The sequence below is a fragment of the Sporosarcina sp. P2 genome (assembly GCF_002743255.1).
Classification (GTDB): domain Bacteria; phylum Bacillota; class Bacilli; order Bacillales_A; family Planococcaceae; genus Sporosarcina.
In genome coordinates this window covers 434,210-450,358 of record NZ_PDYY01000001.1, presented here as the reverse complement: position 1 = coordinate 450,358, position 16,149 = coordinate 434,210, and the positions used below count along the sequence as shown (strand labels likewise).

General features: G+C 41.3%; 15 protein-coding genes. All 15 read right to left on the bottom strand.

Annotated elements, in window-relative coordinates; translation table 11 throughout:
• Positions 1–43: 43 nt before the first annotated feature.
• Positions 44–559, bottom strand: a complete 516-nt coding sequence (locus CSV67_RS02125) for a flavin reductase family protein (RefSeq protein WP_199173107.1) — start codon at positions 557–559, stop codon at positions 44–46.
• A gap of 44 nt (positions 560–603) precedes the next feature.
• The gene (locus tag CSV67_RS02120; protein ID WP_099629960.1) at positions 604–2,055 is read right to left on the bottom strand and encodes a cytosine permease; all 1,452 of its coding nucleotides are present in this window, start codon (positions 2,053–2,055) and stop codon (positions 604–606) included.
• Positions 2,056–2,165: 110 nt separating this feature from the next.
• Positions 2,166–2,849, bottom strand: a complete 684-nt coding sequence (locus tag CSV67_RS02115) for a cysteine hydrolase family protein (protein ID WP_233192528.1) — start codon at positions 2,847–2,849, stop codon at positions 2,166–2,168.
• Between the two features lie 86 nt (positions 2,850–2,935).
• A complete protein-coding gene (locus CSV67_RS02110; RefSeq protein WP_099629958.1) occupies positions 2,936–3,205 on the bottom strand; it encodes a YciI family protein in 270 nt (89 codons plus the stop codon).
• An 11-nt stretch (positions 3,206–3,216) separates the two neighbouring features.
• Complete coding sequence (locus CSV67_RS02105; RefSeq protein ID WP_099630023.1) at positions 3,217–4,665, bottom strand: aldehyde dehydrogenase family protein; 1,449 nt, start codon at positions 4,663–4,665, stop codon at positions 3,217–3,219.
• Between the two features lie 3 nt (positions 4,666–4,668).
• Positions 4,669–4,998, bottom strand: coding sequence for a hypothetical protein (locus CSV67_RS02100; protein ID WP_199171289.1), 330 nt, complete (start codon positions 4,996–4,998; stop codon positions 4,669–4,671).
• Positions 4,999–5,040: 42 nt separating this feature from the next.
• Positions 5,041–6,522 carry an aldehyde dehydrogenase gene (locus CSV67_RS02095; protein WP_099629957.1) on the bottom strand — a complete coding sequence of 494 codons (1,482 nt, stop codon included), beginning with the start codon at positions 6,520–6,522 and terminating at the stop codon, positions 5,041–5,043.
• A 19-nt stretch (positions 6,523–6,541) separates the two neighbouring features.
• A complete protein-coding gene (locus tag CSV67_RS02090) occupies positions 6,542–7,339 on the bottom strand; it encodes an alpha/beta fold hydrolase (protein WP_099629956.1) in 798 nt (265 codons plus the stop codon).
• Positions 7,339–7,917, bottom strand: coding sequence for an amino acid synthesis family protein (locus CSV67_RS02085; protein WP_099629955.1), 579 nt, complete (start codon positions 7,915–7,917; stop codon positions 7,339–7,341). Before CSV67_RS02085 ends, CSV67_RS02090 begins: the two co-directional genes overlap by 1 nt.
• A 1-nt stretch (position 7,918) precedes the next feature.
• Entirely contained in the window at positions 7,919–9,067 is a 1,149-nt protein-coding gene (locus CSV67_RS02080) for an LLM class flavin-dependent oxidoreductase (protein ID WP_099629954.1), read from the bottom strand.
• 13 nt (positions 9,068–9,080) lie between these two features.
• Positions 9,081–9,788 (bottom strand): GntR family transcriptional regulator, encoded by a 708-nt coding sequence (locus CSV67_RS02075; RefSeq protein WP_233192527.1) that lies wholly within the window; start codon positions 9,786–9,788, stop codon positions 9,081–9,083.
• Positions 9,789–9,922: 134 nt separating this feature from the next.
• A complete protein-coding gene (locus CSV67_RS02070) occupies positions 9,923–11,509 on the bottom strand; it encodes a BCCT family transporter (RefSeq protein WP_099629953.1) in 1,587 nt (528 codons plus the stop codon).
• Positions 11,510–11,963: 454 nt separating this feature from the next.
• Entirely contained in the window at positions 11,964–13,709 is a 1,746-nt protein-coding gene (locus CSV67_RS02065; protein WP_099629952.1) for a methyl-accepting chemotaxis protein, read from the bottom strand.
• A gap of 590 nt (positions 13,710–14,299) precedes the next feature.
• Entirely contained in the window at positions 14,300–15,157 is an 858-nt protein-coding gene (hslO, locus tag CSV67_RS02060; protein WP_099629951.1) for an Hsp33 family molecular chaperone HslO, read from the bottom strand.
• Positions 15,158–15,390: 233 nt separating this feature from the next.
• On the bottom strand, positions 15,391–16,137 hold the full coding sequence (locus CSV67_RS02055; RefSeq protein WP_099629950.1) for an ABC transporter ATP-binding protein: 747 nt from the start codon (positions 16,135–16,137) through the stop codon (positions 15,391–15,393).
• Positions 16,138–16,149 lie beyond the last annotated feature (12 nt).

Below are 16,149 nucleotides of genomic sequence, written 5' to 3'. Positions count from 1 at the left end.
GAAACTTTTCGGAAAAAGTCTTGGTTTTTTATTTACATCCCTATTAAGAAGGTGAGTGAACTGGCTCATAAAATACAGGAGGAACTGAGCCGAAGCATCTGCGGTGATACAGCATCGGTTCTTTCGTTGTGTCGGCCTGCAAGTCCAATACTTCACCAATTAAAATGGTATGATCACCCGCTTCAATAGTTTGGAATGTCTTACATTCAAATACTCCAAAAGCTCCTTCAATAATTGGTAGCCCATTTTCAGAAAGCGCCCATTGGCAATCAGCGAAACGGTCTTCCACTTTGCTTGCAAATGTTTTGCATAGCTCTTGTTGCTCGCCAGCCAATACGTGAACAGCAAATTTCCCACCTTTTGTGAACGCTTCCAATGAAGATACTTTATGATCGATTGACCATAACACCATGAGTGGATCTAATGAAACAGAAGCGAATGAGTTAACTGTTAACCCTACAGGCGTTCCATCTTCATTCGTCGTAGTCAGGATGGTAACTCCCGTCGGATAATTCCCCATGATTTGCTTAAAAAGATCTTGTTTTTCAACATTTCCCATTATCTATCTCTCCTTTTTCAATATAGATTATTTACTAGTTCTTCTTATGTTAAACGGGGTTTCTTACCTGTCAAAGATACGAGACTATAAAGCACTGCCGTAACAAGAATGGTTGGATACACAGCCCCTACTGAATTATTGAGAAATTCTGAGTTACTGACTACTAAGAAGAAAACTACACCAAATGCCCAAACAGCCACGGCTTTTAGATTCACACCTTTGTAATACCAGTATTCTCCACCTGTTTTCTCGAATTCCCGAACATCATATGAGCGCTTCCTCACAATGAAATAGTCAGCTACCAATATTCCTAGCAATGCACTCAACACCATTCCGATATATTCCAAGAAGCCCATAAATGTATCCAAGAAACTAGCTAGGAATAGTGGTATTAGCATTAAAAATCCTGCTAAGACGGTTACCATCCAAATAGAGTGCAAAGGCTTGATCTTTTTCGTCACATTCGTGATGGAAATCCCTGCTGCCATCAAGTTTACAACATTGGTTGTCACACACGCTACTACGATGAGAATTAATGCAAATGATCCGAGACCTAGATTAGTTACAATAGAACTAGGGTCCGAATTTTCCGGATCATAAATTCCAGTACTCAGCGCTGCACCGATTGTGGCAATGATTCCGATAAACGCAAACCATAATAGGGAAAGATACGCGCCTACGAGCGGAGCGACAGTCGCTGTTTTTGCTGAGCGTGTATATCTTGTAAATTCAGCAATTCCTAACACCCATGCCAAACTAAACGCAGCCATAATATCTACAGCCTTTCCAACTGGTATAACCGAATCTGCTGGCGCACTCCAATTCATGATGGCGGACAGTGGATGCGTTTTCAATACGACAACAGTAATCCAAATACCTAACACGAGAACTAATGCCATACCGATTCTTTCAACAATTTTAATGGAATTTCTCCCTAGCGATACAGCCACAAAGTTCAGTAAACTCATGAAAACGATACCCGCTATCATCGGTCCTACACTTCCCGGCTCACCGTACGCTGACCAACCAAATAAGTCTTTTAAAATAAAACTCATGGAGATCACAGCGATAAATGTGTTAACTACTGCCCATCCAAGAAATACAATGGTGTTTAATACCGTCGGGAGAAGACTTCCTCTCACTCCGAAAGCGGGTCTGGTCAAAGCCATGGTAGATGTCCCTACCTTAAAACCCATATATCCAACAAGTGCTAATATAAGATAGGCGATAGGGTTGGAAATCAATGTGACACCAATCGCCCCTGCAAACGCCATTCCAGCTACTGTTCCTCCTACATACCAAGATGCATTATTTGAGTTGGCCCCAACCCAAATCGCCACCATGTCAAAAAATCCAATATTTCTTTGACTCATAGGAACTACTTCAGTCGCGTAATGTTCTTCCGTAGTAGCATCTAGTTGGTTGTTTCGCTGTGTTAGAGCATCTGCCTCTACCGTTACGCCTACCTCGGCCTTTACTGTTTCGATAGACTTCATAATCTTCCCCCTTTTTTAACGATTTACCTGAATGGTAAAAGTTCTACACTTCCGGCTGAGCTTAAACGGCTCTATGAAATTCGGGCACCATAACGTGAGGCATAAATTGTTCATACCGTACAGTTAGCTGATAACTTGTTATACACTTCTCTTAAATTGTCCGGGGTAAATTGTAATTCATCGGGCATACTAGATTCCCAAGCGTGATAAGGTTCCCCCAATAATTTATTGCAAATTTGATCCGCATCAAAAATACTTATATCGTAAACCCAATTACCCATCATACAGACTGCCGCCATATGCGCTCCAACCGTCGTGGTACCGCAAATATCCTTCACTAGATTGACTTGATAATCACGATAGTAAGCATCCATTACAGTTGAAAGGACACAAACATCTGTTAGAACTCCACCTACAATTAAGTTCTTTATATTTAAGCTTTTCAACATTAAGTCTAAACTGGATTCATGAAAACCACTATATCGGTACTTATCCACAATGATATCGTCAGGTTGATTTTTCAACTCTTCGATGATATCAATCGAATCGGTATTCGTATTGTAGTAAAGCGGCTTCCCATGCTGATCAACAGGTTCTAAGTTTGCAAGTCCAACTCCATCGCCTCTATTGATATGGCGCGTATAAATGATGGGTATGTTTTTTTGTCTGCATACTTCGATTAAATTGGCCGTTTTTTTAATGATTTCTTCCATTCCTTCAACAGCGGACGTACCACCTTCATTTTGTAGGTCTATTAAGAGTAATGCTTGATTCTGACTATTCAACTGATGCACTCCTTTCGTTCGTCATTTACCATGTACCATACAAGCTAATGAAAAAATCTCACTTCTTTTATTTATATTGCAAAGCCAGCCCACTTTTATAATTCACTAATAATGGGATTCCACTTTTTAAGCTCAAGTCGACGAACTTTTTCTATTACATGGGGATCAGCCTCCGCCAATTGTTGTGCTTCTTCAAATGAATCCGCTCGATAAATAATTAATCCTCCTGATTGATCGGCAAAAGGACCTCGGGCGAAGATTTTCCCCTGTTCATCGAGTCTATCCAAGTACTCGATATGTCGCGGTAAGACTTCTGCATTTTTTTCAGGCTGAATCATGTGTAAAAATGCCGTGTAGTAAGCCATAACCTTGCCTCCTAGTTGCGATTCCAAACGACTAGTTTCATTTCTGTCATTTCTTCGATCGCATATTTCAATCCTTCTCTTCCATTTCCGCTTTCCTTGACGCCGCCATACGGCATGTTATCCACTCGGAAAGTTGGAATATCGTTGATCATGACGCCTCCTACATACAATTCATCCGCTGCATATAGTGCCGTGTGGATGTCATTTGTATAGATTCCTGCTTGAAGACCAAAACGCGAATCGTTCACTTGCTCGATCGCATCCTCTACTGACTTCACTTTATCTATGACTAGGATGGGTGCGAATACTTCATTGCAGGAAACTTTCAGATGTGATCCTGCTTCCGTCAAAATAGTAGGGTAAAGTATATTCCCTTGTACTTTTCCACCTGTAACTACGTTTGCACCTTGGCATTTGGCTTCGTCGATCCAACTCAATGTCCGTTCTACGTCTTTTGAGGAAATCAAAGCCGATACTTCAGTTTCTTCGTGCAACGGATCACCCATTACGAGCTTTTCTGTTTCTTCTACGATTTTCGAAACGAATTCATCGTATAGCTCTTCGTGGATATAAACGCGTTGGAGTGAAATACAGACCTGCCCCTGGAATGAGAATGCACCTGACACGCAGCGAGAAACGACTTGATCTAGATCCACACCTTGGTCAATAATCACAGCTGCATTCGAACCCAGCTCAAGAGTTACCCTCTTTAATCCAGCTTTATTTTTGATTCCAATGCCGACTGCTGGACTGCCTGTAAATGTAATCATTTTCACTCGATCATCCGTAACAATTTGATCGCCAATTTCTTGGCCATCGCCTGTGATAACGTTAAGCGCCCCTGCCGGTAATCCAGCTTCCATTAATAATTCCGCAATAAAATAAGAGGATAATGGTGTTTGTGCAGCTGGTTTCAAAACAATCGTATTTCCGGTGGCAATTGCAGGACCGATTTTATGCGCTACTAAGTTCATCGGAAAATTGAATGGTGTAATAGCGCCGATTACGCCAAGTGGTTCCCGTACAGTGTAGGCCAGACGATTCACCCCGCCCCGCGCCGCATCGAGCGGGAGAGTCTCTCCGTAAATACGCTTGGCTTCTTCTGCTGCAAATTTATACGTCTCGATTGTACGAAGTACTTCATCTCTTGCTGTTGCAATGGGTTTTGCAGCTTCCATGGCAATAATTTCAGCGGCTTCTTCAGAACGCTCATGTAATAAGGAAACTAAATTTTCCAAAATTTCCGCCCGTTGATAAGCAGGCATTTTCGCCATCACTCTACGCGTCTGTAGAGCTGTTTCGATTGCTTGATCTGTTTCATTTTTTGTCGCTTTAGCAATATGGGCAATCACTTCACCTGAATACGGGGAATGCAAATCCGTGTACTCTTTCGTTTCCACCCATTCACCATTAATTAGTAAGTGTTGCGTTTTTAAGCATGCTAGCGATTTATTCATCATCATCTAGTTTACCTGCTTTCTGCTAGTGGTGGCTATATTGGATTGATACTTCATGATTTGAATGATTTTGTGTTCTTCTTGTAAATATTCTTCGATTTTAAGGCTTAACCCGCCACTTCCGAATTTAACACGCTGCTCCTCGCCATTGCCAGTTCGCTTAATATATTCAAGAAAGACCAACACATTTTTACGTCTTTCCACTATATCTTCAAATCCTCGATCATAGAAAAACGTATCAATTGTGTTGTAGACACCTTTATTCACCCCAAATCGATCACTGCAGAGACGCACGAATGCTATATCCGTCAAATGAATCGCTGTTTCAACATGCATAATGGTTGCTCCTCTCTCTATATATTACTGGCCCGCTTCGACTTATCGCATGATGAATGGATCGGGCATAGGTTCGCTGGATGTGTTGATCCAAACCGCTTTGCTTTGTGTATATTCATAAATCGCATCGAAACCACTTTCTCTTCCGTGACCGCTTAGTCCGGAACCTCCGATTGGCATAAGTGGAGAAATACTTCTGTATGTATTCACCCATATGATACCAGCGTGAACGGCTTTTGCTACACGGTGGGCTCTTGCGACATCTCGAGTCCAAATTCCTGTGGCCAGGGCATATTCCGTATCATTGGCCAAAGCAATCGCTTCTTCCTCATCTTTAAATGGGATGATGCTGAGCACGGGACCGAAAATCTCTTCTTGAACAATCCGAGCATTATGATCAGTCAGTTCTATAATTGTCGGTTCAAAATACCAACCTGTTTCCGTATTTTCTGGAGTCTTCCCACCGATGACAACGTTGCCGCCTTCTGCTTTACCAATACCCACATATTCCTTCACTCGTTCAAGTTGTGCCTCCGTAGCAAGTGGACCCATTTCAGTCTCGTCAAGAAGCGGATCTCCTATTTTAATTCGTTTGACGCGCTCCACCAGTTTGTCAAGCACTTGATCGTAAATGTCTACGTGGAGTAATGCGCGAGAACCTGCTACACAACTTTGACCGGATGCTCCGAAAATTCCAGCAATGATACCCATTGCAGCGCTTTCAGGATCGGCATCTTCAAATACGATGTTCGGCGATTTTCCACCAAGTTCAAGGGATACTTGCGCAAAGTTTTCTGCTGTATTCCTGACGACATGACGTGCTGATTCGCTGCCCCCTGTAAAGGCTACTCTTCTTACGAGCGGATAGGCTGTCAACGTATTGCCGACTGGCATTCCAAAACCGGTGACAACATTGACCACGCCTTTTGGAAATCCTGCTTCTTCCACATATTTCATCAGTTCTAGAAGAGATGCTGATGTCATTTCAGAAGGCTTGATGACAATGGTATTCCCTGCCACTAAAGCTGGAGCCAATTTGATCGTCGTTAAGTATAATGGTGAATTCCACGGTGTGATCGCGGCCACTACGCCTAAAGGCTCCCTCGTCGTGAACGCAAATATATCCTTTTTGTCTATCGGCATGGTTTGGCCGTGGATCTTATCTGCCAACCCCGCATAGTAATAGAAAAACTCGGGTAAATAAGTGAGTTGTCCACGCATTTCCCGAAGTAACTTCCCATTATCCTTCGTTTCGAATTCTGCCAGTTCTTCAATATTTTGCGAAATCAACTCACCCAGTTTATGAACGAGTTTACCACGTTCTGTGTAGGTCATCTCAGCCCATTCTGAATGGTGAAAAGCTTCGTGTGCTGCTTGCACTGCCCGATTCACATCTTCTTCGGTGCCTTCCGCTACTTCACACCAAGCCTCACCCGTTGCGGGATTATAGCTAGGGAAATATTTACCGCTTTCCGATTCGATCCACTCACCGTTGACATACATTTTATATCTTTTTAATGACATCTTGGCACACTCCTTTCATTCAATTGACATGCTTTTGGATAAATGAATGAATCGCCTGATTTACGATCTCCGGTTTTTCGACGGGTAACATATGTCTCGTATCCGGAACAATCAACAACTCAGAATTCAATAGTTTTTCATGTATTTGGCGCGACATTTTTGGTGTTGAACCCACATCATATTCGCCTGTAATGACGAGCGAGGGAACTGAAATATCCTCCAGCTGTTGCCAAACTTCTTCATCCGCCGTTGCAAATAACGTATAGGCCGCCATGTACCCGTCAGCATTATTTGTTTCGAGGCGGTGTCTCACTTCATTGATAATCTTTGGATTCTTGTCCTGAAACTCTTGATTGAACCAACGCTGAATTGCAGGCTCGATAGTAGTTTGTGGTCCTAATTCTTTCACTTTTTCAACTCTCGCAGCAATCGCTTTTCTCTGCTCGGGTGTTCTGTTGGCGACCGAATTCATAATGGTCAAGGTTCTAATTTTATCCGGAAACTTAGCGGCAAATGACTGCGCAACCATTGCTCCCATGGAGAAACCAACTAGATGTACTTTCGTCAGTTTTAACTCGTTCACAAGTGTGGATAATTGCACGACAAACTGTGATAGTGAATAGGGACCGGGTGGATGCGAAGATCCCCCGTGTCCTAGCATGTCATATGTAATTACTCGATAATTAGCAGACAAACGATTCACTTGTTGTTGCCACATTGCATGATCCAGTCCGACACCGTGAATGAAAATTAGCGGTTCTCCCACTCCTGTTTCTTCATATAAAGTGGTTTCTTGATCATACGTAATGTTTGACATTAGGCAAGACCCATCTCAACCATATCTTGATGACGGTCACCTGTTCTTGGGAATGGACGGCCAGCTGTCGACACACTGATTGCCACTACGATTTCATTTGCACGCGGAGCATCTGGAATCATCGCTTCGAATGTCAAGAAATGAGAACGCTTGGAGTCTTCATTTTTGTGTACCATTGGAATCAGTACGGGAGTTCCTGCACCTCCGCGTTTGTTCGTAAATGGCAAGATACTTTTGCCTCCTACTGCATCGCGGAATTTATTACCGAATTTCAATGTATGAATGAATGCTGATGCATGTTCCATTTCACCGTCAACACCCACTACCGCAGCCTTACCGAATGCTTCCACGTCGTCTGCGGAATCAATATGCTTAAATAATTCATCTACTAAAATTTCACCAATTTCCGGAGCATATTCATTAATTTCCGGCATGAGATCTTCTACAAATCCTCTTTCAACCCATGGATTTTTCATAACCAACATCGTGGTGATCATTTTGATCGGTGCATCTAATTGTTTGCCACCTTCCATGCGTGTTTCCTCTATTGCAGTATATACTTTGCGAACTTCTAACATATTAAACTACCTCCAATTTTGTTTTTGCGAATTTTGGCATAACTTCTTCCGTAAATAACTTCAAACTTTTCATCACTTTTTCATGTGGCAATGTGCTGTGATTTGTCCATAATAGCAAGTTTTCTAGATTTAGTTCTTCTTGGAGTTCCTGAATCTTTTCTGCAACATATTCTGGCGTTCCAACCAACATGTTTCTAGAAAACAGGAAATCAAAGTCTAGTTCTTGACCTTCTTTCAACTCTTCACCAGGATCAAGTAAATTACTGAGACCTCTCCAGTGACAGATCCAGCGGTACGTGTTCAGTACTGCCTCTTCAAAATCCGCGCGAGCTTCTTCCATCGTCTCCGCCACATAGACATCACGGACAAGTGCGATTCCTTCACCAAGTGGCACATCGATGCCTCTCGCTTCAGAAGCTTTTTCACGGTATAACTCAAACCGTTGCTTTAACTCTTTTACAGTCGGCATCCAGAAAATTCCGTTAATTCCTGTTTCAGCTGCAATTTCAATTGAACGAGGTGAATCAATTGTTTGCCAAATATTTGGCATCCGGTTTTCATACGTATTCGGCATTAGCGATATTTTGCTGATTTCGCCTTTTTCCATATCCATGAATTCTGGAGTAGCTGGGCTCATCGGATGCTTCCACTTCAAGCCATCTGCAGGGAATTTAAAGAATTCACCTTTGTGAGAGAAGAAACGATTTGACCATGCTTTTTTCATAACTTCCAGTGTCTCTTCAAATAATGCTCGGTTTTGATCGTTATTTTTCGGATCTGCTAGAGGGTTTAAGTTAGCTGCTTCTCGACCGTACAAGCCACGAGCCAACCCTACTTCTACTCGACCTTTACTCAACTGATCAAGCATCGCAATATCTTCTGCTAAACGTAGTGGATGCCAGAACGTTGCAACGTTTGCGGCTTGGCCGATTCGAATATTTTTTGTGCGAGCTGCAATATCTGCACCCATCATAAGCGGGTTAGAGATTAACTCATTTCCCTCATGGCCAAAATGGTGTTCTGTGTACCAAATAGAATCGTAACCGTTTTCATCACAATAAATCGCTTGCTCACGCGCTTCGTCCAATACTTTGTAATACTCATCGTGACGTCCTGGGCCTGATAGGTTTGCAAATATTCCAAATTTCATAATGTTTCTCCTCCTAGTTAATTGAGCTCGCACTCATTTTTTTGGCAATTCCCGTTTTCAATCCTTTAGCACTTGCTTCGACGTGACGTCTCATTGTGTTTTCAGCTTTTTCACGTCTTCCTGTCAAGATTGCATCTAATATACCTTGGTGTTCATTCAGCGATTTTTTTAAACGTTCAGGATTATTGATACTTATTTGGACATAGCGTTGGTAGGGTATTTGATTCAGCATCAAGTTCAATAAATAGCTTAATTTAGAATTGTCCGCACCTGCCAATATCGCAGCATGGAACTGTTCATTTGCTTCCGCGTATAATTTTGTATCGTTATTCTGAGCGGCTACTTCCATTAATGCAACGGCTACTTCAAGTTGTTTGATCGCCACCGGGTTCTGAGTCTCTGCTAAGAGTCCCGCAGCAAAACCTTCTAACGCTTCTTTTACAGTGAAAAGCTCATCAAGTTCTTGTTCGGTTGGTTTTCTTACACAAGTACCTACACGTGGAATGATCTCCACAAGCCCTTCTCTTTCCAGTTGTTTCAGTGCTTCTCTTATAGGCGTTCTACTAACCTCGTAGTCTTGTGATAAAGCAGCCTCCGACAATTGTTTTCCTGGTTCATATTCCCCAGAAATGACTGCCTCCCGTATGGCATTCGTTACTTGTGCGGTAATACTGACAGTTTGTATTTTCTGTATTATCGTAATCACCTCTCTATGATTCATGTACGTTGGTAGGTCATCCTAATTTCAAAATATCAATCTACCATGTACCATACAAGCTATGAGATGAGTATATTATCTAATTATTCAAATGTCAACGAGTATTTCGATAATTTAATTTACGAGTCTGTTTTTACTTACATTTCTCTATCTGCTGCGACTTCTTTCACCGGAATCATATCTTGCTCCTCTTCGATAATTCCTTGTTCAATCGCAAGTTCTCTGGCTACTTTCGGTGCATACCACACGACAGGAAGTAACAGAATGGATACTGGAACTGCTGCTATTACAACAAATGACTGCAATGCGCCAATTCCTCCACCACCGATTTTAATGAGAATCGTTGCAATAGTAGACATAATCACGGCCCAAAATACACGAACGACTTTTGGTGGATTCCCGTCTCCCGTCACGGCCATTGAGATTGAATAAGACATTGAATCTACGGTCGTCACCACGAATAACGTAGTTAAAATTAAGAATACAGAAGGCATGATACTTCCCAACGGCATTTGTCCCGCGATTGCGATGATCGCGCTAGGCAATCCACCTTCCGTCAACGGTCCACTAACAGATCCAACATTTTTCAGCTCATAGAAAATGCCCGTTCCACCTAGAACCGTAAACCAAAAATTCGTAGTTATAGGTGCGATTACAGCAACCACAACAAATATCTCACGGATTTTTCTGCCGTTGGATATCCTCGCCACGAATAATGCTACCAATGGGCCAAAACCTATAAACCATCCAAAGAAAAAGAGCAACCAGCCACCAAGCCACGCTTCATCACCGCGGAACGTACTAATATTTATAAATTCACTAATATACGTCCCGTAGGAAGACATGAATGAATTAATTATAAATAATCCAGGACCTAGCAATAACAAAAAGGCGGCAATCACTACGACCAAATTTACGTTCAACTTACTTAAAAATTGAATTCCTTTTTCGATACCTGTAAGCGTCGATACGAGCACCACGCCTGTCAATAGTACAATAATAGAGAGTTGCGTTAAAAACGTATCCGGTATTCCGAAGATTGCACTGACGCCATAGCTGACTTGTAATCCAAGAAAACCAATCGGACCAATTGTACCCGCCGCAGCGCCTATAATACAAAATACATCAGCAGCTGTTCCCCACTTACTCGTTAACACTCTTTCCTTCAATATCGGATATAGAAGAGTTCTAGGTTTCAACGGCATGCCTTTATGTTTATGTGCGTAAATTAAAATAATCGCACTAATTGCGCCATAGACGGACCATGCAGTAAAACCCCATGACATATAACTTTGAGCTAAGGCTGGACCTATCGCATCCTCTGTGCTAGCTGTAATCCCTTTATGCATTGGAGGCACATCTAGAAAATAGTACATAGGCTCTGCTGCTGCCCAAAAGACTCCGCCGGCTCCAAGACCTGTCGTTAAGATCACGGCTACCCATTTGAAATACGTCATTTCAGGTTTCTTTGCATCGCCAAGACGAACTTTTCCGTACTTTGATACAGCTAACACAGCCCCCACAACAAAGGTAGCCATCATTAGAAATTGCCAATACGCACCGAAGTAACGAATGGAAAGATCAAAACCTTTATTCACAAAGCTACTGACCGTGTCCACTTTAAAGAGTGAAAATAACACGAATACTACCAGAACGCCTCCACTAAATAAGAAAACAGGCCAATCAACCTTTTCGCGAATAAATTTCCAATAACTTTTCGTCATAATCCTCCTCCTATTTCACAATATTTCTACTAACACCTCGTCACTGAGTCACAACTAAACTTCCTTTCATTAAATTTTGGTAGCGCTTTCTTTATGGAAGATATGGATGTACTTCGTGTTGCATGTACCATACAAGAGCTTGTAATATAGATTATATTTTAAATTTGCAATTGTCAATATATATTTATATTTTTTTGATCTGTCAAAATTTTCTTTTGTTCAACGAAAAAATATAGGCGTTTGCCTCATTTTTATTAATTGAATGTGATAGTTTCATAAACTTATTGTTTAGGCTTTTGGACGCTTCATTATGTGACACATTCTAGATACAAAAACAACGCGAATCCACTAAAGGTTCGCGTTGTTTTTCCCTCCGTTCCATCTATTCACCATTCATGAAGCATCAGATCACAGCTGAAAAATCATTCTAGCAAGGTGTCTCATCACACTTTATTCATTTCACTTTAAACTCCGAAACTAATTTTTGTAGTTCTTCTGCTACGTGGGACAAAGAAAAGGCTGAAGAAGCGATTTCTTCCATAGAAGCAAGCTGTTCTTCACTAGACGCTGCCACGCTACGAGAATGGTGAGAAGAATCCTTAGCGATTTGACTCATCTCTTTAACTGAAACCGTGACTACCTGACTACTCGCTGACATTTGTTGTGTTGTGGTTGCTACTCCTTGAATTTGGTTGGCAACTTGGTTCAAAGAATGGTAAATGGCTTGAAACTTTTGTTCTGTGTCATTGACAATCAGAATTCCCCTATCTACTTCATCATTTGCTCCATTCATACCTACGACAGAATTGTCTGTTTCATTTTGGATTTCCGAAACTAAGTTAGTAATATGCTGTGCTGAATGAGTCGATTGGTCCGCAAGTATCCGTACTTCATTGGCGACAACGGCAAACCCTTTCCCATGGTCACCAGCCCTCGCCGCTTCAATCGCAGCGTTCAAAGCTAACAGGTTTGTCTGCTTGGCAATTTTTCCCATTACTTCCACAATCGATCCGATTTTCTCGGAGTGAACTTTTAATTTTTCAATCGATGAATTAGACTCCTTGACTGTCTTGCGAATCACATTCATTTGACCTATTAGGTGTTGCAATAAAATATTACCTTCCTCCGCCTCGAGTGACGAGTTTTGAGCCGCTTCCGAAACACCCAAGCAATCGGTCGCAATTCCTTGTAGTCCTACATCCATCTTAGTCATCATCTGTACAACTTCATCCGCACTTTCTGTCTGTTTATCCGAGCCGAGGTCAACTTCCTGGATTGCGGTCACAATATGTTCAGTCGCTTCTGTATTTTGTTCTGTATTTGCCGTTAGTTGTTCCGCAGACGATGCTACTTCGTTCGATGTAACAGTAATTTGTGTAATCAACTGGCGGACATTATGAATCATTTGTTGAAAGTCTTGTACGAGGGCACCAATTTCATCCTTATTTCTTACCTTCAGCACATCCACCGCAAGATTTCCGTCCGCTACTTCTTTGGCTTGGCTTGCAAGTGCCATCAATGGATTGGAAATGCTTCGCGAGAAAAAATAAATAATGATAACGCCAAGAACTAGTGATAAGGTGAGTGTAATGGCAAGGGAGTGTAAAATTGCGTCTGCTCTTTTATTAAAATCCTGATAAAAACTATTTGTACTCAAAATCCATCCCCAGGTTGGTTCAAGCTCAGCGTAACTAACGTTTAGTGCCATTTTTCCGGGTTCGTCAGGAAGCTCCCACATCGTGTCCATATAAATTGATCCTTTAGCTTGCACATTGTTAATCATCTTTTGAAAGAAGTATTCCCCATTGTGGTCTTGATAGTCCCACGTGTTTGTTCCTTCCAAATACGGATCTGCCACTTGATTTCCTTGTTCGTCAATAATATAAAAGTAGCCGTTTTCTCCCAAGTTTATATTTTTATTAATTGGACGCGTTCCGTCTGCTGACTTTTCCCCTAAAACAGATACTTTCACATATTCTTGTGCATCTTCAAGGCTAATATTTCCTTTTTGCACCTCTTGGTCTATCACTTTTATTACTTCCATTGTTTGCTTAACACTGTTTTTCAGCATCAATTTTCCAGATTCGTTTAGACTATTTATAGACAATTGATAGCTGACGATCCCGACAAGAAGTGCTGGTATACATAAAAACAGAAAAGAAATTAACATGATTTTTTTTCTTAAGTTCAAACGAAACATCTCTGTATCCCCCCATAAACAATATCTGAAATTCAAAAAAGAGCTGCTTGACAATTAACTATCCATTGTTGCAACTCTTTTCCATTTAACCTTATTTAGCTGATTAAAGCTCCACCGGGATTGTAACGAAATTTTATAGTTATAAAACATAGGACTTCGTTTCCGCGCAAAATCAATTTCTTCCTCCTTACTTCGCACTAATTTCGTTACTAATCCCATGCCAGTCCAATGACGACAAGTACCTATGAAAGTGTATTTTGTATTTTTTCTTTCATTATAGTCATCTCACTTTATATGAAGTATGTAAAACTATACAATGAAGAACTTTAACAACTTTTGTTTCACTTGCATGTACCATACAAGAGCTTTTATTATACATTATATCCAACTTTCAGAATTGTCAATATATGTTTTGAATAAAATACCAGGTCCCCAAACAAATCGCAACCCATTCAGAATTGCTTCAAATTTGTTTGGGGACCTGGCACCCTATTCAATAAAATTAATCTAAAAAGCACCCGTATAAGAAGGTTCATGAATGACTACACAAACATATCCTTTTCTTACACAGGTACTCATTATTCATCAATTTATAAAGCTATCTTTTTCAGTGCTTCAAGATGTCCAGTATCGAAGTAATAGGATTCATTACAGAAATGGCAATTCGCTTCGGCGTGTCCATCCGTTTCAATCATGTCTTGAATTTCTTCGCTTCCTAAGCTGATAATTGCATTGGAGATCCGGTCCACAGAACATTGACACTGAAATTGAACGGGCATACTTTCTAACACTGTGACATTTTCCGATCCTAAAACGTGCTCAAGTATTTGTTCGGGTGTACTTCCTTCTGCGATGATGGAAGACAATGGTGCAATTACTTTTATTCGTTCTTCAATCATACTCATTACGTCCTCATCCGCGCCCGGCATGAGTTGAATAATAAAACCACCCGCGGCCTTTACGGTATAATCAGAATTTACTAACACACCTACTCCGACAGCAGATGCCGTTTGTTCAGATCTAGATAGATACGATGTATAGTCTTCTGCAATTTCCCCGGAAATGAGAGGGATTTGTCCGACGAAAGGATGCATCAGCCCGACATCTTTTGAGACAGTTAACAAGCCCTTCATTCCGACTGCTTTTCCTACCTCGTTTATTTCCGTTTGAGGATTCGAGACATATCCACGAACTTCACCTTTCGCGTTGGAATCCACAATAATGGTACCGAGTGGTCCGCCACCATTAATTTTAACCGATACTTTTTCCTCACCCTTTAACATAGCGCCAAGAATTACACCGGCAGTCATTGAACGTCCGAGGGCGTCGGCGGCTGTTGGCCTAGCCGCATGCCCTCGCTGTGCTTCCGCTACTGTTGCAGTTGAATTCACTGCGTACGCACGTATTTGATTTTGATAAGCCACTGCTTTTACTAAATAATCATTCATTCTATACACCCTTTCTATATTTTATAATGCACAGCTAGCTCTAAACAGCTGTCTTAATCAAGAGCTTGATCAGTTAATATAAAAGTTTGGTCTATATATAGGTTCATCATTTTCAGTATATAACTCCACTTCCAAATTGTAAGACGAAACCTCCTTACGCAAAGGTAAGGAGGTTTGTTATCGTGTAAAGTCTAGATACTTGTAAACCAGAATGGGGATACGTAGACAATACGCTACTCCCTCATTCGATTCCCTAATACAGAGTCAAATAGTTGGCTTGCATACGACTGTGAAAAATGAAATACTCCATCTGTTTTCACACTTTCGTCCACCACTCGTCCATCTTTCATTACATATATTCTATCACATGCATACATGACGGCCTGCAGATCATGCGCAATGAATAAAATCGACATACCCATTTCCCGATTCAGTTCTAGAAGCAAATCAATGATTTCCCTTTGAATTAATCGATCCAAATTGGAAATGATTTCATCACAAATGAGCAAATCGGGTTCAACTAAAAGCGAGCGAAGCAAGTTGACACGTTGCCGTTCCCCGCCACTCAATTCTGAAGGATATTTATGTAAATGCATTTCCGATAGTTTTACTCTTTCAAGCATGTGCCGAATATGTGAATCACGATCTCTTTTCATCGTGCGAAGAGGCTCGAGTAATATTTTACGCACCGTCCAGGAAGGATTAAGCGCAGCTGACGCATTTTGAAAAATTAATTGGGTCGCTTGATAAAAGGATTTCCGACTTTTTCGTGTGACTGGTTTACCGTTGAATGTAATGAGACCACTGTCAGCTGATTCCAGTTGCATTACGACACGTGCAAGCGTACTCTTTCCACAACCACTCTCGCCTACTAAACCTACAACTTCCCCTTTGCCTACAGTCAGATCAATCCCGTTCAACGCTTTTTTCGTCTGGCTTCCATTGTAGTAACTTTTTGAAATATTTGATACCGCTAACATCTGCCATCCACT